The organism is Chelatococcus asaccharovorans (genome assembly GCF_003201475.1).
Taxonomy (GTDB): domain Bacteria; phylum Pseudomonadota; class Alphaproteobacteria; order Rhizobiales; family Beijerinckiaceae; genus Chelatococcus; species Chelatococcus asaccharovorans.
The window spans coordinates 227972-246179 of record NZ_QJJK01000006.1 but is presented as its reverse complement, the minus strand read 5'-3'; the positions used below and the strand labels follow the sequence as shown (position 1 = coordinate 246179).

15 protein-coding genes and 1 tRNA gene are annotated in these 18208 nt (G+C 63.4%); 3 read left to right on the top strand and 13 right to left on the bottom strand.

Annotated features, from left to right (window positions below):
* Positions 1-94 precede the first annotated feature (94 nt).
* From C7450_RS15555 to C7450_RS15550, 3 genes are all read right to left on the bottom strand, one after another.
* The gene (locus C7450_RS15555) at positions 95-874 is read right to left on the bottom strand and encodes an outer membrane protein (protein WP_245449785.1); all 780 of its coding nucleotides are present in this window, start codon (positions 872-874) and stop codon (positions 95-97) included.
* Positions 875-1157: 283 nt separating this feature from the next.
* Positions 1158-1391 carry a hypothetical protein gene (locus C7450_RS33555; protein ID WP_146227347.1) on the bottom strand — a complete coding sequence of 78 codons (234 nt, stop codon included), beginning with the start codon at positions 1389-1391 and terminating at the stop codon, positions 1158-1160.
* A gap of 145 nt (positions 1392-1536) precedes the next feature.
* The gene (locus C7450_RS15550) at positions 1537-1791 is read right to left on the bottom strand and encodes a con-10 family general stress protein (protein WP_110375364.1); all 255 of its coding nucleotides are present in this window, start codon (positions 1789-1791) and stop codon (positions 1537-1539) included.
* A 502-nt stretch (positions 1792-2293) separates the two neighbouring features.
* Between C7450_RS15550 and C7450_RS15545 the strand changes: the two genes are divergently transcribed.
* A tRNA-Asp gene (locus C7450_RS15545) sits at positions 2294-2370 on the top strand.
* 169 nt (positions 2371-2539) lie between these two features.
* On the opposite strand, the gene C7450_RS15540 is transcribed toward C7450_RS15545, so the two are convergent.
* The 3 genes from C7450_RS15540 to C7450_RS15530 all read right to left on the bottom strand — a co-directional run bounded on the left by C7450_RS15540 (position 2540) and on the right by C7450_RS15530 (position 6385).
* The gene (locus C7450_RS15540) at positions 2540-3502 is read right to left on the bottom strand and encodes an omptin family outer membrane protease (protein ID WP_110375363.1); all 963 of its coding nucleotides are present in this window, start codon (positions 3500-3502) and stop codon (positions 2540-2542) included.
* 329 nt (positions 3503-3831) lie between these two features.
* Complete coding sequence (locus C7450_RS15535; RefSeq protein WP_110375575.1) at positions 3832-4794, bottom strand: hydrogen peroxide-inducible genes activator; 963 nt, start codon at positions 4792-4794, stop codon at positions 3832-3834.
* Between the two features lie 58 nt (positions 4795-4852).
* The gene (locus tag C7450_RS15530) at positions 4853-6385 is read right to left on the bottom strand and encodes a methyltransferase regulatory domain-containing protein (protein WP_110375362.1); all 1533 of its coding nucleotides are present in this window, start codon (positions 6383-6385) and stop codon (positions 4853-4855) included.
* A gap of 495 nt (positions 6386-6880) precedes the next feature.
* On the opposite strand from C7450_RS15530, the gene C7450_RS15525 reads away from it, so the two are divergent.
* On the top strand, positions 6881-7540 hold the full coding sequence (locus tag C7450_RS15525; protein ID WP_110375361.1) for a tetratricopeptide repeat protein: 660 nt from the start codon (positions 6881-6883) through the stop codon (positions 7538-7540).
* Between the two features lie 48 nt (positions 7541-7588).
* Positions 7589-8932, top strand: a complete 1344-nt coding sequence (gene der, locus C7450_RS15520; protein ID WP_246573263.1) for a ribosome biogenesis GTPase Der — start codon at positions 7589-7591, stop codon at positions 8930-8932.
* Between the two features lie 273 nt (positions 8933-9205).
* Here der and C7450_RS15515 read toward each other — a convergent pair whose 3' ends face one another.
* The 7 genes from C7450_RS15515 to C7450_RS15485 form a co-directional block, all read right to left on the bottom strand.
* Complete coding sequence (locus tag C7450_RS15515) at positions 9206-9946, bottom strand: SDR family NAD(P)-dependent oxidoreductase (RefSeq protein ID WP_110375359.1); 741 nt, start codon at positions 9944-9946, stop codon at positions 9206-9208.
* Positions 9947-9977: 31 nt separating this feature from the next.
* Complete coding sequence (purF, locus tag C7450_RS15510; RefSeq protein WP_410369445.1) at positions 9978-11450, bottom strand: amidophosphoribosyltransferase; 1473 nt, start codon at positions 11448-11450, stop codon at positions 9978-9980.
* Positions 11451-11491: 41 nt separating this feature from the next.
* A complete protein-coding gene (locus C7450_RS15505; RefSeq protein WP_110375357.1) occupies positions 11492-12145 on the bottom strand; it encodes a CvpA family protein in 654 nt (217 codons plus the stop codon).
* Between the two features lie 120 nt (positions 12146-12265).
* A complete protein-coding gene (radA, locus tag C7450_RS15500) occupies positions 12266-13675 on the bottom strand; it encodes a DNA repair protein RadA (RefSeq protein WP_110375356.1) in 1410 nt (469 codons plus the stop codon).
* Between the two features lie 244 nt (positions 13676-13919).
* Entirely contained in the window at positions 13920-15098 is a 1179-nt protein-coding gene (gene alr / locus C7450_RS15495) for an alanine racemase (protein WP_110375355.1), read from the bottom strand.
* A 49-nt stretch (positions 15099-15147) separates the two neighbouring features.
* The gene (locus tag C7450_RS15490; protein WP_110375354.1) at positions 15148-16638 is read right to left on the bottom strand and encodes a replicative DNA helicase; all 1491 of its coding nucleotides are present in this window, start codon (positions 16636-16638) and stop codon (positions 15148-15150) included.
* A 212-nt stretch (positions 16639-16850) separates the two neighbouring features.
* Entirely contained in the window at positions 16851-18104 is a 1254-nt protein-coding gene (locus C7450_RS15485) for a cyclopropane fatty acid synthase (RefSeq protein WP_110375353.1), read from the bottom strand.
* Positions 18105-18208: the final 104 nt, after the last annotated feature.

The window sequence follows — 18208 nt, the reverse complement described above, 5'->3', positions numbered from 1 at the left end:
GGATGGTATCGAACGATTCCATCCTGGTCGGATCTGGTCTTGGTGTCCCGGGTGCTCCTGTCTCGCGGCGCGCAGTACCCGGGCGCAATAGCGATCAGAAGCTCGAGAACTTGTAGTTCAGGCCGGCCCGAACCACGCCGAACTCCGTATCCTTGCGATTGCTGCCACCGAAGGTGCTGGCGTCATACACATAGGCGTTGCTGCCGCTCTTGCCGAGGTTCACATAAAGACCCTCGATACGGGCGGTGATATTGTCGGTGAAGGCGTATTCAACGCCGCCGCCGACCGTCCAGCCAGTGCTGGTATCGTCGCCATTCTTGTAGTACAAGCCATTGTAGTAATAGCCATTGTTGCCACCGCCGCCGCCATAGGCGAAACCGCCGGTCGCGTAGATCAGGGCCCGGTCGACGGCGAAGCCGAGACGGGCGCGCAAGGTGCCGAACCAATCAACGCCGTTGCTCTGTGAACCGATATAGCCGGTTCCAGCATAATAGGCGCCACCATTGTTGTTCGACTGCATATCGGCATATTGAATGTCGGCCTCGACACCCGCGACGAACTGACCGAACTGATAGTTGTAGCCGATCTGGCCACCACCAACGAAGCCGCCGTCGCTGCCACTGCTGCCGCTGCCGATATAGCCGACGCCCGGCACATAGGCGGCGTTGTTGTTGTTACTATTCGTGTTCCAGCCGTAACCCGCGTTCACACCGACATAGAAGCCGGTCCACGTGAATATGGGAACGATGGGCGCAGGGGCCACAGGGGCGACCGTACGCGACGGTAGATCCGCAGCGAGGGCTCCGGTCGCAAGCCCAGCGCTCGCTATAACCGCGGATGCCGCGACTGCTGCGAGAAAAGTGGCGCCTTTCATGATCAACTCCATCTATATTTTAAGCGCACGGGTCAGGCTTCTTTCCCGATGCAGAAGAGACCAACAGCCAAGATCGATCGCTGCCGATGAGCCAAGGATCGAATGCTGTCGATCGATATAAGCAATCCTGACCCTCACAGAATTGCTTATGAGCTATCCTTATGTGCCAAAAGAAGGGCAAAAAGCGGCAAGGGAATGGCGCGATCAGGAAAATCGGCCTTAATGATGCATCTGTAACAAGTGATGCATTTGGGGCACGATCGCACCCGCGATGGATGCGTGTTCAGTGACGTTTCAAATCATCGCGGGCTGGTGTCTTGCGACTGGCCCCCGTCGGTGGGGGAAATTTGGTCGAAGACTTGTCCGCGGGCGCCCGCGTCATACTTGGCGGATCGCTTGCCGGGAAGCTGTCCTCGAGACTTTGGTCAAGCTTGTCTTCGACGGCGCGTGCCGCTTCCTTTTCCTTGCGCGTCGTTTCCTTTCGCGGAGCGGTATTAGGGGTTGGCTGCTGGCGCATCCGTTTCTCCCGTTGATTGCTCTTTGCTCGTTTCCATCCCTATCTCCTCCGGCCCGGCGCGGTGCGTTCCGAAGGACGATGTCTTGCGGCCGTGCCTTGGGGCCATGCCTTGGGGCCGTCCAGCCTTCATCTCAGCCGGCGGTGGCTATCGCGTGCTGTGCGACGCCTGGCCGCCCTTGCGCCCAGCCTGAGCTGCGAGATCCGGGTTCTGGGAGAAGCTACGCTTCTCGTCCGGCACGCTGCGGCCCCCCTTGCGCCCCGCCTTGGCGGCGAGTTCGCGATTCTGGGAAAAGCTGCGCTTCTCATTGGGCACGCTTTGACCGCCTTTCGACGCAATTGCGCGCTGCTTCGCCTCGTCCATAGAGGCAAAGCCTCGGGTCGATGATTTCTCTTTTGGCATACGCCTCTCCTCAGCGTTAATCCCTGCGCTTGGCGACGTTACGGTGTAAACGCGCTGGAGAGGTCGGGGTTCCCGTCGGGATGACGTTTGCAAGACTTCAGCGTGAGGCGGGGAGCCGTTTGATGGAAAGGGTCTCCGCGGATTCTACTTTCGGATTTATTTCTGACTGTGTGCAACTATAGGTAATATGAGCTTGATCAGGCGTTTGGCGGGCATTTTCAGTCCGGCTCATGCGCTGCGCCGGGATATGGCTCTGGCCGCGGCGCGCTACCCCGCATGGGGATTCGCGGACACGGGCGTAGGGCGCCCCGGTGACGGCGCGTCGCCAACTCTTGTTTGCGCCCTTCAACTGCCAATTTTTCGATCAAACGCGAGGTTGCTCATGAATTGTCGCACGTCCCGGCCTCGCAATCCGTGACGAGATATCCACAGAGCCGCTTGACAGCGGGCAGGGGCCCCATTAATCACCCCTTCACACCGCAGCGAGCTGCTGGCTTGCCACGGGGGTGTAGCTCAGTTGGTTAGAGCGCCGGCCTGTCACGCCGGAGGTCGCGGGTTCGAGCCCCGTCACTCCCGCCATTGGTTTCAATGGCTTAGCAGACCCCCGAAAAGTGTGTTCCAATTTTTTCGGGCCGGGTGTTCCAACTTTCGCCCTTCATTTGTTCTCGTCTCGCAGTCTACGGCGACCCTTTTTGCGCGCCTCTGTGACGCCGCCGATGATCGGCTTCAGGCTCCGTCCGAAAACCGCTCACCATCGCGCTTTAAGACCAAGCGAGACGATTGCCATTTCGAGGGACGCACCGGCGCCTGTGCGCCAGTGGCGCTGGACTATGGCCCCCATTGTGGATGCGTAGTTGTTCTCCGTTACAGAGCCGCGCGCTTCACCGAGGCGCTGATAGTCCGCCCTGGCCATCAAGGACAGGCTATCCGCGATGTGGTATTCGGCGGCTAGGGTCGCCCCGACCATCCGGACATTGCGGAAGTCATCATTGAACAGGGTGGCACGCCAGAGATGGTGATCGATACCCGATGCCCGTCCGAACAGGCTGCCCGTGGCCTCGGCCGTCAGGCTCCACTGCGCCCCGTCATATTGCGCGCGCAAGCCGACATAGGGACTATGCCAGTCCTGCCGATAGGTTATCCCGAGGGCATGCGGGAACGTTCCCACAACATCACGAAAATCATACACGCTTTGGATGAACGGGCCGCCATACGCTTTCCATTTGAAATGAAGCGCCCTGTAGCCGCCCAGGGCGGACAGCCGGAAGCCCTCGTGCTGCCAAAGCCGCGCCGTGAGGTTCAGGTCGAATTGAACGGCACGGGTCATCCCGGTGTCGTGGTGCGACCAATGGGTCCAGGACTGGAAGCCCTGATAATCCGCGAACCAATCGAAATCATCCATGGCGGCGGCGGCTGCTATATTGCTCCACCCGCCGAGTCGCAGGGTGAGCCAGTCGAGCGGATGAAAGCCCGCCGAACCGCCCAGAACAAGCGCCCTGTCGATCTGCCAGTTAAGCTGACTAAGTTTCTCTCCCGTTGCGGTTCTGTACACCAGTTCCGTCGCCTGTCCGGTCAAGTAGCCGGAATAGACCGAGACATCCCAACGGACACTTGTGAAGCCGGCCTGGCGGGTGGTTTCCACATCGCGCGCCTCGGCAGCGCCGCTCCCGACGAGCCATACGGCCAAGGCGGCGTTTCGCACCATCGACATTATTCGGAGATCCCCTCTACTCAATTGAGAGTGAAAAGATCTCGTCGAAGTGAGGCCGTCTAAGCAGTGCGTGTTGATCGCATCGCAAAGGCGATGTCGTTCCGGCCCGTCTAACGGCAGTCTGGCGCGAATGGTTGCCGTGAGACGGCATCTTGCGGGTGCGGCACCCCTATGGGGCAAACGCCCTCCGGCCAGGCGGAGGGCGCTTTGTCGGGCGCGCCCGGGCTAGAGCAAGTGAGTCTTTTGCGGACTTGGCATCGTTCGAAAATTAACGAGCAAATTCAATATCCTAGATGGCATAAGGCGCTTCCATCTAAGCCGGATTTGCTCTATGATGCGATGCGCGCAGGCGGCAGTTCCTCGACGAGCGGCAGGCGTCGACGGCACTGTTCGATCAGCCGTTGCCCGGCGGCGGCGATGATTTCGCCGAGGGCACGGAAATCTTCGATGCGCGGCGAACTGCGCCGCCAGGCGAGCCCGATGGTACGCAGGGGTGCCGGCTCGCGGAAGCGCGACAGGCTGACCGGGGTCTCCTCGTCCACGTCGATGGCCGCCGCCATCTCGGGTAGCAGTGTCACGCCATAGCCATTGGCAATGAGTTGGACCAATGTCGAAAGGCTGCTGGCGCCGTTCTGCTGGCGCACGAGCGCGGGCGGAACGTTGCAGTAGCTCAGCACCTGTTCGCGCAGACCGTGGCCGTCTTCCAGGAGGACGAGCTGGTCGGCGGCCACCAGGCTCGGCGTAAGCATGTGAGACGGCAGGTTCAGGTGGCTCTGTGTCGGAGCCACATAGAGAAGGTGCTCGTCGAACAGCGGCAGCGTCTCGACATCGGCGTGGTCGAGTGGCAGGGAGACGAGGATCGCGTCGATTCGGCCCGCAATCAATTCGCCAACGAGGGCGCCCGTCAGCGTCTCGCGGAATGTCAGCTCCAGCGACGGAAAGCCGGCTTTGATATGGGGCAGGGTGCCGGGAATGAGATATTGGGCGATGGAGGGCTCAGCGCCGAGGACGAAGGGGCCGGACAGAGGGCCACTCGTCCGTCGCGTGAACTCCGTGAGATCGAGCACAGTCGCCAGAATGTCACGGGCGCGCCGCGCCACCTCGTGGCCGACCTCCGTCAATTGGACATCGCCGCGCCGGCGCTCGATCAGCGGCGTCCCCAGCAAGGTCTCCAGTTCACGCATCTGCATCGAGAGCGCGGGCTGGGTCACGGAACATTCTTCGGCGGCGCGTCCAAAATGCCTGTGCCGCGAAAGAGCCTCAAAGTAGCGAAGATGTCTAAACGTGATCATCATGGCAATTCATTTCTTCTGTAAGGAAATTCGGAAAATTAATCACTGGCAATGGTCTTCAAATGACACCAAGTCGCCGCCATAGCGGGAATTTTTTCTCCATTATCGGTCGTATCTGGTCGTCCAGGAAGCGGGTGGCTTCGCCATCATCGGTGAGGGGCTTCCCGTCGAGCTGAGGGCGTCGTTCCAGCTGCTTGAATATATTCAAGGCATGCATGGTGATGCTCGAGAGTTCCTCGTTGCGGCCGTCGAAGACAGCGCTCAGGGCCAGAAGGTCGAAGTCATCGACGGGCAATCCGCTGCCGAGAACCGGCGAGGCAATCGAGTGATAGACACGTCCGATCTTCAGCCGCTCCGTGATCCAGCGGTTGAAGCGCTGCGCGGGAGCAGGGTCGACAGGCTGTCCGGGTGCCAGGGCGAAGACCTGATGCGCATGGATGAGCAGTGCCAGGCAATCGAGCAAGGTTCCGAGGCTCTCATTGCGGAAAGCCGGCAGGGCACGCAGTTCCTCCAGCGTCACGGGCTTCTGCGTGACGAGGTCGGCCACAGGCTGGTAGAGCTCCTCCTTGCCGGTCAGTTCCCCAAGAGGTCCTTGGAAGGTGAACTTGAAGTCTTCGCGTGGCCTCACCCCGACGAAGCGTATGCGTTCGAGGAGACCGCGATGCTCCGCCTTGGTGAGAGGCGTCAACCCGCGGGCGAAGATGTCGCGGCGGAAGCGCTTGTTGGCGGCATAATCGCGTATCGTCTCCCTGAGTGCGATATCATTGGCGCTCGCCACCATCTCATGCAGGGCCTGCGGCACTGCATATTGATCGAGGTTTTCCGCGACGGTCGCCGAGCCGACATAGCCGAGCTTGGCTTCGCCCAATATCGCGGCGACCCTTGAGAAGGGCATGATTTCCCAATCGGCCCCGAAATACTCATGTGCGAGATAGCTTCGCTCCTGCTTCAGCATATGGTCGAGATGGGCAGCAGCCGGTGGATTGGCCGTGAAATAAGCCGCACCACCGTTGCGCAATTGCGTCAACTGGTCGAGCGCAAGGCTGATCTGCATATCCGAATGGCCGGGGTTGCGCCGGCGCGTGTCACCCATGAACTGCCGCATGGGCATAAGAGAGGCCCATCCCGGCTGACAATTGTAGGAGATATAGACACAGCCGTCAGGCTGCAGGCGTTGCCGGATGATTGACATGATGGCATCACGCGCATCGGGCGAAACCCAGCTCCAGATGCCGTGCAGGGAGATAAGGTCGGCTGGATCGCGGCGGCCTGCCGCCGCCAGCTCCTCGAAGCTCGCTTCAACGACCTCGATATTGCTGAGCTCCGCATTGGCTATCAGCCGCGACGCGTGTGCCACGTGCTCGGGATTGAAGTCATAGCCCTCGAAGTCGATCTGCGGATTGGCCGCTGCCAACAAGGCAAGACCGAAGCCCTGTCCGCATCCCAATTCGACAACGCGCTGCGGATTCAAGGCTCTGCCGGGTGAGCGGCCAGATATCAGGGCAGCAAATGCGAGATGTGCGGGCGCCATTTCTCTATAGAAATGCGCGGTGTAACCGATGTCGGTTACATAACCTCGGGTCCAGTGCATGCGCCAAAAGCTCCATGCTTAAAATTAGATAATGAAAATCAAACTCAACCAATGCGTGTAAGTCATCAGAAATCTCAGACTATGGCAAGCTTGCGCCTACCGTTTATCCCCTTCCCCGAACCCATCTCGGCTGGCATTGTGCGCAGGAATGATTGCACAGTCCGTAAGTGTTTACGAATCATAAACTAAGTCATGACTGGCCGCTGACGGGAAGGTGGAGATCATGACGTTGCCACGCTGAACAATCATGCCCTGCCGATCAGTGGATGACGCATTTTGCGCTGGCTTGGAGGACTCCTTGGCACGCTATCGGGCTCTGAGGCCTGCAACCCGCGCTGAGTGTCCGTGACCGCAGCCTCAAGATCACACGGAACACGCGCTCTTGAGGCCGGAAGACGACTTTTCCGGGACAGGAGGCGGCGACTGTGCTAGGCGACCGTTGTGCCTGCTGCGATTGGCGCGGGTTAAGAGCGAGCTTGGGACGGCCACTAATTCATGACCGACATTTTCCGTGAGATCGAAGACGATCTGAAGCGCGAGAAGTATCTCAAACTGTGGGGGCGCTTCGGCCCGCTGCTGGTGGTCCTGGCCGTCCTCGTTGCAGTGGCCGCAGGGGGATGGAGCTTCTGGCGCTACCGTCAGGACGAGGCGGCGAAGGCCGCCGGCGGCCAGTTCGAGCAGGCGATCGATCTGTCGCGCGACGCCAAGGAGGCGGAGTCCGAGGCGATCCTGCAGGACCTCGCCAAAACGGCTCCCGTTGGCTACCGCGACCTCGCGCGTTTCCGCCTTGCAGCCGAGATCGGCCGCCGCGATGCAACCGCCGGCGCCAACGCCTTCGATGCGCTTTCCAGCGATGCGAGCGTGCCTCAGACGATGCAACAGCTTGCGATGCTGCGCGCGGCGATGCTGCGTCTCAACGCCGGCGACACGTCGACGTTCGAGGCGAAGCTGACCTCGCTTGCCGCACCTGGCCAGGCTTGGCGGAACTCGGCCCGCGAACTCCTCGGTCTCGCTGCTCTGAAGGCGGGCAACTACGAAGCAGCCGGGCGGTGGTTCGATCAGATCGCTGCCGATATGGAGGCGCCGCGCGCGTCGCGCCAGCGCGCCGAAATCTATCTTGCGCTCGTCCAGGGCGGTCCCGTCACCGTCAAATAGGCCCCAACCGGCCTGCTCCTTCCTTGTTCGTTTCTGTCAGTCGAGATCATGGTCGCCACAGTCGCAATCGTCGGTCGCCCCAATGTGGGCAAGTCGACCCTCTTCAACCGGCTTGTCGGCAAGAAGCTCGCGCTCGTCGACGATCGTCCGGGCGTCACCCGGGATCGGCGCGAGGGCGAGGCGCAGCTTGGCGACCTGACCTTCACCGTCGTCGACACGGCGGGACTTGAGGAGGCCGATGCCGACAGCCTGACCGGTCGTATGCGCGCCCAGACCGAGGCCGCGCTGGTGGCGGCCGACGTCATTCTTTTCGTGATCGATGTGCGCAGCGGAATTACGCCATCGGATCGGCAGTTCGCCGATCTCGTCCGCAAGTCCGGCAAGCCCGTCGTGCTCCTCGCCAACAAGGCCGAAGGGCGCAGCGGCCTTGAAGCTTCCTACGAGGCCTTCACGCTCGGCCTCGGCGATCCCGTGCCGATCTCGGCCGAGCATGGCGAAGGCACGAGCGACCTCTATGATGCGCTCGCGGCCCATCTGCCGGCTCCCGAGGAGGAGGATGACGAAGACGAGGCCTCGTGGTCCATCCGCATCGCCATCGTCGGCCGCCCCAATGCGGGCAAGTCCACGCTCATCAACCGCATGGTCGGCGAGGATCGCCTGCTCACCGGTCCCGAAGCCGGGATTACGCGCGATTCCATCTCGCTCGACTGGGAATGGCGCGGTCGCCCCATCAAGCTGTTCGACACGGCCGGATTGCGCAAGCGCGCGCGCATCGATGACAAGCTCGAGAAGCTCTCCGTGGCGGACGGCCTCCGGGCTGCCCGGTTCGCCGAAGTCGTGGTCGTGCTGCTCGATGCCACCATTCCCTTCGAGAAGCAGGATCTCACCATCGTCGACCTCATCGAGCGCGAGGGGCGGGCGCTGGTCATCGGGCTCAACAAATGGGATCTGGTCGCCGACCAGGCGGGCCTCCTGAAAAAGCTGAAGGAGGAGGCGGCGCGGCTTCTGTCCCAGGTGAAGGGCGTGACCGTCGTCCCTCTGTCAGGCCTCGCCGGGCGTGGCATCGACCAGCTCATGGAAGCGGTCGTGGCGGCGCACGAGGTCTGGAACAGCCGCATATCGACGGCACAGCTCAATCGCTGGCTCGCCGATGCGACGGCAGCGCATCCGCCGCCGGCCGTCTCGGGCCGACGGATCAAGATCCGCTACATGACCCAGGTGAAGAGCCGGCCGCCGCATTTCGCGGTCTTCGGCAACCAGCTCGCGTCCTTGCCGACGTCCTATTCGCGCTATCTCGTCAATGGCTTGCGCGAGACCTTTGATCTTCCGGGTACGCCGATCCGTCTCTCGCTGCGCCAGGGCGACAACCCCTTCGACAAGAAGAAGCGGTGAACGTCGCTTCGGACGAACCAAAGGCGCAGCCAGATTGCTGCGCTGTCTTGGGAACAAGCCAGGTCTTGGGAAAAAACCAAGTCTTGGGAACAAGCTGATCTCGCACCGAAACGCCGCGTCATTCCGGGGCGGGCCGAAAGGCCCGAGCCCGGAACCCATGAACACGGCGCCTAACCGGTGAGGCACAGTCCGATGCGTCTTCTTCTCAGACCTCGTGTTCATGGATTCCGGGCTCCTCGCTGATGCGAGGCCCCGGAATGACAGCGGCGATGCTCAGTCCGGCATCCGGGGCGTGAGGACCCGGCCTTGTGGAAAATCGAAGATCTTGCCGGTCTCGGTCCAGCTCGGCGACGCAAGCTCGACCAGATGCGGCGCGAGATCCCCCGGCGTCTTGAGCGTTTCCGGGTCCTCACCGGGCATGGCGGCACGGCGCATGGCGGTGCGCAGCGGCCCGGGATTGACCAGCATCACCCGCAGCGCGGAGTTCTCCGTCTCGGCGGCATAGCTGCGGGCCATCGCCTCGACGGCAGCCTTGGAGGCCGCATAGGGGCCCCAGAAGGCGCGGCATGAATGGGCGGCCCCCGATGACAGAAAGATGGCGCGGCCGGCGTCGGAGGCGCGCAGCAGCGGATCGAGCGAGCGGATCAGCCGCCAGTTGGCGGTGACATTGATCGCCATGACATTGTCCCACACCTTCGGCTCGACATGGCCGAGGGGTGAGAGCACACCGAGGACGCCGGCATTGGCCAGGAGGATGTCGAGCTTGCCCCAGCGCTCATGCAGTGCCGCGCCGAGGCGGTCGAGCGCCTCGTAATCATTGAGATCCACGGGAACGAGGGTCGCATGGCCGCCCGCCGCCTGGATCTCGTCGTCGAGTTCCTCGAGTGCGCCGACCGTGCGGGCGAGCGCCACCACATGGGCGCCGGCCCGGGCAAAGGCGAGGGCGGCCGCGCGGCCGATGCCCCGCGAGGCGCCGGTGACCAGTGCGATGCGGGTGTCGAGCGGACGAGGCATGCGGGATCCGTTCTCGATGTCGGGTCGGGAGTCAGCCGGCCTCGGCCAGCAGCGAGAGCTGTGCCGTGCGCTCGCCCATCAGGTCGGTGAGCGTGGTCGGATAATCGCCGGTGAAATAATGGTCGGTGAACTGCGGTTGGGCCGCGTTGCGACCGTTTTTCTCACCGAGCGAGCGGTAGAGGCCGTCGACGGAGACGAAGGCGAGGCTGTCGACGCCCGTGAACTGCCGCATTTCTTCCAGGCTCATGCGCGCGGCGAGCAGCTTCTCGCGGTCGGGCATGTCGATGCCGTAATAGTCGGGATACATGATGGGCGGCGAGGCGATGCGGAAATGGACCTCGGTGGCGCCGGCATCGCGCATCATCTGCACGATCTTCACCGATGTCGTGCCGCGCACGATCGAATCGTCGATCAGCACGATGCGCTTGCCCTTGACGACGGCGCGGTTGGCCGAATGCTTCAAGCGCACGCCTAGCGCCCGGATAGCCTGGGTCGGCTCGATGAAGGTGCGGCCGACATAGTGATTGCGAATGATGCCGAGCTCATAGGGGAGGCCCGCGGCCTGGGCGAAGCCGAGCGCCGCCGGCACGCCGGAATCCGGCACGGGCACGACGATATCGGCATCAACGGGGGCTTCCTCCGCGAGTGTCGCGCCGATGGCCTTGCGGACACCGTAGACGGAACGGCCGTTGACGACCGAGTCCGGCCGGGAGAAATAGACATATTCGAAGATGCAAGGCCGTGCGGGCTGGGCCGGGAAAGGCCGATGGCTCTCGATGCCCGCCTCGGAAATGACGACCACTTCGCCATTCTCGATATCGCGGACGAACCGGGCGCCGATGATGTCGAGCGCACAGGTCTCTGAGGCCAGGATATAGTGGCCGTCGAGCTCTCCGAGCACGAGCGGGCGGATGCCGAGCGGGTCACGCGCGCCGATGAGCTTCTTGTTGGTCAGGCTGACGAGCGCATATCCACCTTCGATCTGGCGCAGCGCATCGATGAAGCGCTCGAGGAAGCGCGTGCGGCGCGAGCGTGCCACGAGGTGGAGGATCGCTTCGGTATCGGATGTGGACTGGCAGATTGCCCCTTCCGCGACGAGGCGGCGACGCAGTGTCAGGCCGTTCGTGAGGTTGCCGTTATGCGCCACGGCGAAACCGCCGCTCGCGAGCTCCGCGAAGAGCGGCTGCACATTGCGCAGGATGGTGGCGCCCGTCGTGGAATAGCGGGTATGGCCGATCGCGATATGGCCCTTCAGCCGTTCGATCGTCGCGGGATCGGAGAAATTGTCGCCGACGAGTCCAAGATGCCGCTCCGACTGGAAGCGGGTGCCGTCGAAGGACACGATGCCGGCCGCCTCCTGACCACGGTGTTGCAGAGCATGCATCCCGAGCGCGGTGATCGCGGCGGCATCAGGGTGGCCATAAATGCCGAACACCCCGCATTCCTCATGCAGGGTGTCAGCTTCGGAATCGAAATCGTCGAATCCGCGGCTATCTTCCATCATTCTGTCTCCCGCCGGTAACTGAACGCGACCGCAATCGCGGCTTACCGGGACGCACCTGTAGCACCTGCAGCACCGCTTCTGGGCGGTGCTTCACTGCGGCGTTGCGGCGCAGGCTGTCCAGTCGCCGGCGTCTGCGGTGATGTCTCGGGTTCGGCCGGGACATCGGCATCTCCGTCCTGGCTCGGACGGCGCAACTTCTGCAAGATGGTGCTTTCCGGGTCATCCGGCAACATCGCCACCAGACGATCACCCGTTGTCTGCAGAAGAGGCCGGGTTCTGGCCTGCTGCACCCAGTCGGGCTGCTGGTCCGGTTTCACGAGCCAATTGAAGAAAAGGAAGCCGACAACGCAAATCAGGAATCCGCGAGCCGCACCGAAAATGAAGCCGAGCGAGCGGTCCACGGCGCCGATGCGCGAATCCAGGACCAGATCCGACAGCTGGACCGTGATGAAAGAGACGATGATCAGCGTGACCAGGAAGACCGCTGCGATGGCAACGACCAATGCGATCGTCGGATTGGCGATATGCGGCTTCACATAAGGCAGCACCTGGGCATGCAGGAACAAGGCGGCCACCGCTGCGGCGATCCACGAGGCGATGGCGAGAACCTCGCGGGTAAAGCCTCTGACCGCTGCCAGAAGGGCAGACAGCAGCACGACGCCGATAACGATGAGGTCAAGAAGTGCGACGGGCATGATCAAGCCTGGAAACCGCGAATCGGGCAGGTGTACGAGGGCGGTAGCGTACTCTCAGGTTGGTATAGCTCGCGTTACGGCAGTCGTCACCTCTCGCAAAGCACCGTCCCATAAAACTTGTTAACCATTGGACGGGCGCGGATTGCGTCGCCCGCCCGCGGCGATCCGGGCCACGAGATCGGCGATATGGCTCGCCGTGGTGACGGCAAGCGGTGTCTTCTCGCCCTGGTCGCGGGCGGGCGGAGGGGTGACAGCGCGGTTGAAGCCGAGCTTGGCGGCCTCCTTGAGCCGGGCCTGGGCCTGGGCGACCGGCCGCACCGCGCCCGACAGGCCGATCTCGCCGAAATGCACCGTATCGGCCGGCAGGGCGACGCCCGCGAGCGAGGAGACCAGTGCGGCGGCGGCCGCGAGATCGGCGGCCGGCTCTGTGATCTTCAGGCCGCCGGCGACATTGAGATAGACATCGTGCTGGCCGAGCTTCAACCCGCCATGCGCCTCCAGCACCGCAAGCACCATCGACAGCCGGCTCGGGTCCCAGCCGACGACGGCGCGCCGCGGCGTGCCGAGGCTCGAGGGCGCAACGAGCGCCTGGATTTCGACGAGCAGGGGCCGGGTGCCTTCCATGCCGGCGAAGACCGCCGTGCCCGCCGCCGAGAGATCCCGGCCGGACAGAAAGAGCGCGGAGGGGTTGGAGACCTCCGCAAGTCCCCGCCCCGTCATCTCGAACACGCCGATCTCGTCCGTCGGGCCGAAGCGGTTCTTGACGGCGCGCAGGATGCGGAAGTGGTAGCCGCTGTCGCCTTCGAAGGAGACGACGGCGTCGACCATGTGCTCCACGACGCGGGGACCGGCAATCTGGCCGTCCTTGGTGACGTGGCCGACAAGGATGACGGTAGTGCCGGTGGTCTTGGCGAAGCGAATGAGCGCCTGCGCGCTGCCGCGGACCTGGGTCACCGTGCCGGGCGCGGCCTCGACGCTCGATGTCCACATAGTCTGGATCGAATCGATGATGGCCAGGCGCGGCACCACGCCGTGCGACAGCGTGGCGACAATGTCCTCGACATGCGTCTCGGCCGCGAGCTCGACCGCTGCGTCGTTGAGGCCGAGCCGCTCGGCGCGCAGCCGCACCTGCGCCACGGCCTCCTCGCCGGAGATATAGGCGACGCGGTGGCCGGCCCGCGCCATCACCGCCCCGGCCTGGGTCAGGAGCGTCGACTTGCCGATGCCGGGATCGCCGCCGATGAGAATGACCGAGCCGGGAACGAAGCCACCGCCCGTGACCCGATCGAGTTCGCCGATGCCGGAGGGCACGCGCGGCGCATCCATGCTCGCACCCTGGAGGCCCTCCAGGGGAAAGATCCGGCCCTTGCCGCGCGCGGCGGCGCGGCTTGCGCCCGGCACGGGCACGGGCGGACCCGAGGCCTCCTGCGCCAGGGTGTTCCAGGCGCCGCAGGCATCGCATTTGCCCTGCCAGCGGTTGTACACCGCGCCGCAGCTCTGGCAGATGTAGCTGACTGACCCTCGCGCCACTAGGGTCAGGACCCATTCATCTGGTTGAAATGGTGTGAGGCCATTTGACCGGATTGAAGAAGCGGAGGCGAAGGAAGCCTTTCGGCTTTCGAGCCCTCCGCGACGCTGTTGCCGGCCAAATGGACCACATCCGAAGGACGCCGAAACGGCTGCGACCTGCGGCGTCGAGCCACTCGGCCGATGGAACCCCATCGACCTTCGCGTCTCTCCTGGCATCTCTTTGCCGTTTCAGGCGCCATTTCCATCATATGAATGGGTCCTGACCCTGGCGGTCCGAACCCTTGTAGCGGCGCGCAAACCGATGGCCGAGGCTCGTCAGGATTTCATAGCCGATCGAGCCTGCGCGCGTGCCGACCTCGTCGAGGCTGATGCCATCCCCGATGAAGGTGGCGAAGTCGCCCCGCTTTACGGCATCCTCGGCAAGGCCCGAGATATCGAGCGTGATGAGATCCATGGAGATGCGGCCGGCAATCGGGCAGCGGACGCCGCCGACCACGGCTTCTCCGCCGGGTTTGAGATTCGTGCCGCTGAGGCTGCGCAGGAAGCCGTCGGCATAGCCGAGGCTGACGGTGGCGATCCGCCGGCGGCCTTCAGCCGTCCAATGGCCGCTGTAGCCGACGGTTTCCGCATCGGGCACCGTGCGAATCTGGATGATCCTGGCCGCGAGGCGGACGACCGGCGCCATGGGGTTGTCCCGGCCCGGGCGGGGATTACCGCCATAGAGCGCGTAGCCCGGCCGCAGCAGATCGTAATGCGGCCGTTCCGGCAGGTAGATGCCGGAGGAGTTGCAGAGCGAGGCGGGGACGCCGGGAAACAGGGCGCGGACGGCCTCAAATGCCTTGATCTGCTTGGCGTTGATCGGCAGTCCCGGGGTTTCGGCGGACACGAGATGGCTCATCACGAGCGACGGCGTGAAGGCCTCCATCAGGCCCGCCTCGCTGACAAGCTTCGTCGCGCTCTCGAGCCTGAGACCGAGCCTGTTCATGCCGGTGTCGATATGGATCGCCGCCGGCAGCTTCTTGCCGATGCCGGCACAATAGGTCGCCCAGTCCGCGATCTCCTCACGCGAACCCAGAACCGGGCGCGCGCCGATCGCGGCAAAATGCGCGGCCGTCCCCGGCAGCAGGCCATTGAGCACATAGAGGGTGGCCGTGCTGTTCACCGCGCGGAAGCGCTCGGCTTCGCAGAGGTGCGCGACGAAGAACGTCGTGCAGCCCGCATCCGAGAGGGCGCTGGCCGCCGGCTCAAGGCCTATGCCATAGGCGTCCGCCTTGATGACCGCGGCGCATTCCGCCTCGGGTGCCTCACCGGCGAGCGTATGCCAGTTCTTCACCAACGCGGAGAGATCGATGGTCAAGAGGGCGCCGGCGTCCGCCTCCTGGGGACTGGCAAAGGGCGCGGTGGGCGAAGCGTATGCGGTCACAATGAGGGGAACCTCATCTCAGAGGGCGATGGCGCGACGAGCCCATCGTTCAGTACTGCTCCGGCAGGTGGTCTTCCTGCGCCAGATTGCCGAAGCGGGTGACATCGGCCTGGAACGAGAGCTGGACCGTGCCGGTAGGCCCGTGGCGCTGCTTGCCGATGATCACTTCAGCCTTGCCATAGGCCAGGTCCATCTCGGCCTGCCACTTGAAATGCTCCTCGGTGCCCATCTTGGGCTCCTTGTTCTTGAGGTAATACTCGTCACGATAGACGAACATCACGACGTCGGCATCCTGCTCGATCGATCCGGACTCACGCAGGTCCGAGAGCTGGGGCCGCTTGTCGTCGCGCGACTCGACCTGACGCGAGAGCTGCGACAGCGCGACGATCGGCACCGCCAGTTCCTTGGCCAGCGCCTTCATGCCCGTGGTGATCTCGGTGAGCTCCTGCACGCGATTCTCGCCCTTCTTCGACGAGCCGGAGAGCAGCTGCAGATAGTCGACCACCAGAAGGTCGAGCCCGCGCTGGCGTTTGAGACGACGCGCGCGGGCGGCGAGCTGGGCAATCGACAGGCCGCCGGTCTGATCGATGTAGAACGGGATGGTCTGCATCTCGCGTGCGACGTCGCTGATCTTGTAGAACTCGTCCTCGCGGATGTCGCCGCGGCGGATCTTGTAGGAGGGGATGCCGGCCTGTTCGGCGATGATACGGTTGGCGAGCTGCTCGGCGGACATTTCGAGCGAGAAGAAGCCGACGATACCGCCGTTGACCGTCTTCACCGCGCCGTCCGGCTGTTTCTCGCCACGGTAGGCCTTGGCCACGTTGAAGGCGATGTTGGTGGCGAGCGAGGTCTTGCCCATCGCCGGGCGGCCGGCGAGAATCACGAGATCCGACGGCTGCAGTCCACCCATCATGCGATCGAGGTCATGCAGGCCGGTAGCGATGCCCGAGAGCTTGCCCTCCCGCTTGTAGGCGGCGGCCGCGACATCGACGGCCGCGGTCAGCGCCCATGCGAAATTCTGGAACCCCCCGTCGTAGCGGCCCGTTTCCGCCAGCTCGTAGAGACGTCGCTCCGCTTCCTCGATCTGATCGCGCGGCGAGACATCCACGGCCGAATCATAGGCCTCGTTGACCATGTCCTCGCCGATCTCGATCAGGCGGCGGCGGACGGCGAGGTCATGGATGGTGCGGCCATAGTCCTCGGCGTTGATGATGGTGGTCGCTTCCGCGGCGAGGCGCGCCAGATATTGCGGAATGGTGACGCCGCCGAGGTCCTGGTCGCCGAGAAAGGTTTTCAGGGTGATCGGCGTCGCGATCTTGCCGGCCTTGATGAGGCTGGTCGCGATCTCATAGATCCGCCTGTGGACTTCCTCCTGGAAGTGGTCCGCCTCCAGGAAGTCCGATACGCGGAAATAGGCGTCGTTGTTGACGAGAATGGCCCCAAGGAGCGCCTGCTCGGCATCGATATTATGCGGCGCAAGGCGGAACTGTGCCTCACTCGCCGTCTCAAGCCGCGCTACCAGAGAATTCACCGCCACCATGCCGCCTAACCATCTGAGTCGAACGGCTCACTCTAGCACGGACGGCGGGCGGGCCCATGCGACCGCTGTTGAAGTCCCGCAACTCACTCGATTCACAAGCGGCTGATCAATATTGTCCACTGTTGCCGGATTGCCAGTTGACCAATCCCGTTGCGAAGGGATCGGCACAAGCACGGCGGAGGCGGGACAGCCTCTGCCGGGCCGGAGCCGCCTTATTCACCGGCGAGGCGCAGATCGCGGGGTTTGCCCTCCCGTCCCCGCAGCGCCGTCTCGCGGCGGGCGATATAATCGCGGGTCAAAGGCACGGTCTCCTGATTCTTGGCGATCTGGATCTGGAAGATCATCATGCCGTCGTGTCGGAAGGACATCTCCGAACCGGCGAGGTAGAAATCCCACATGCGCAGGAAGCGCTCGTCATAGAGAGCGAGGACCTCCTCCCGACGCGCATGAAAGCGCTGGCGCCAGGCCTTCAGCGTCTCCGCATAGTGCAGGCGCAGGATCTCGATATCCGTGACGACGAGCCCGGCCTTTTCGATATGGGGCAGGACCTCCGACAGTGCAGGGATATAGCCGCCCGGGAAAATATACTTGTCGATCCAGGAGTTGGTGCTGCCCGGCGGTCCCATGCGTCCGATCGAGTGGATGACCGCCACGCCGTCATCGGCCAGGCGCGCCTTGATCGTCTCGAAATAGGTCCTGTAATAGGGCACGCCCACATGTTCGAACATGCCGACGGAGACGATGCGGTCGAAAGTCTCGGTCAGGGAGCGATAGTCCTGCAGGCGGAATTCCACCTGCTGGCCGAGACCGCTTTCGGTGGCGCGGTTACGGGCAACGGCCAACTGCTCCTGCGAGAGGGTGACGCCGGTGACACTCGCCCCGCAGCGCTCCGCGAGATAAAGCGCGAGCCCGCCCCAGCCGGAGCCGATATCGAGCACTGTCTGGCCGCGATCCACCAGGAGCTTGGCCGCCAGATGCCGCTTCTTGGCCAGCTGGGCATCGTCGAGCGAATAGCCCGGCTCCTCGAAATAGGCACAGGAATATTGCCTGTCCGAATCGAGGAACAGCGCATAGAGCCGGCCGTCGAGATCGTAGTGGTGGGCGACATTGCGCTGGGATCGCGATGCGATGTTGCGCTGGGTCAACCCGCGCATCAGGGTACGCCAGCCGCGCAGGAGGCGGATGGGCAGATTCTCGCCGTGCGTCTGCAGGTTGATCATCCCGAGGGCGAGCAGATCGGCGATGTCGCCTCGTTCCATGACGAGGCGGCCATCCATATAAAGTTCGCCGAGCGCCGTGTCGGGATCAAGGAGAAGGTGAACCGCGGCACGGCGGTCGGTCAGGCGAATGTGGAGGGGCTCTCCCGTTCCATCGCCAAAAACAACGGTTGGCCCATCGCTCACCGTCAGGGTCAGGGACCCCTGCTTGATGAGACGACCAAGCACAAATCGCAGTAATGCTTCCATTACTCGCCTCGTCGTACCAAGGCGGCGCTTCCGGCCACCGTGATCAGATAAGGGTAAGCTAAGAAGCAATGGGAAAAAGCGCAACGGGTGTCAGCGGACTGGCA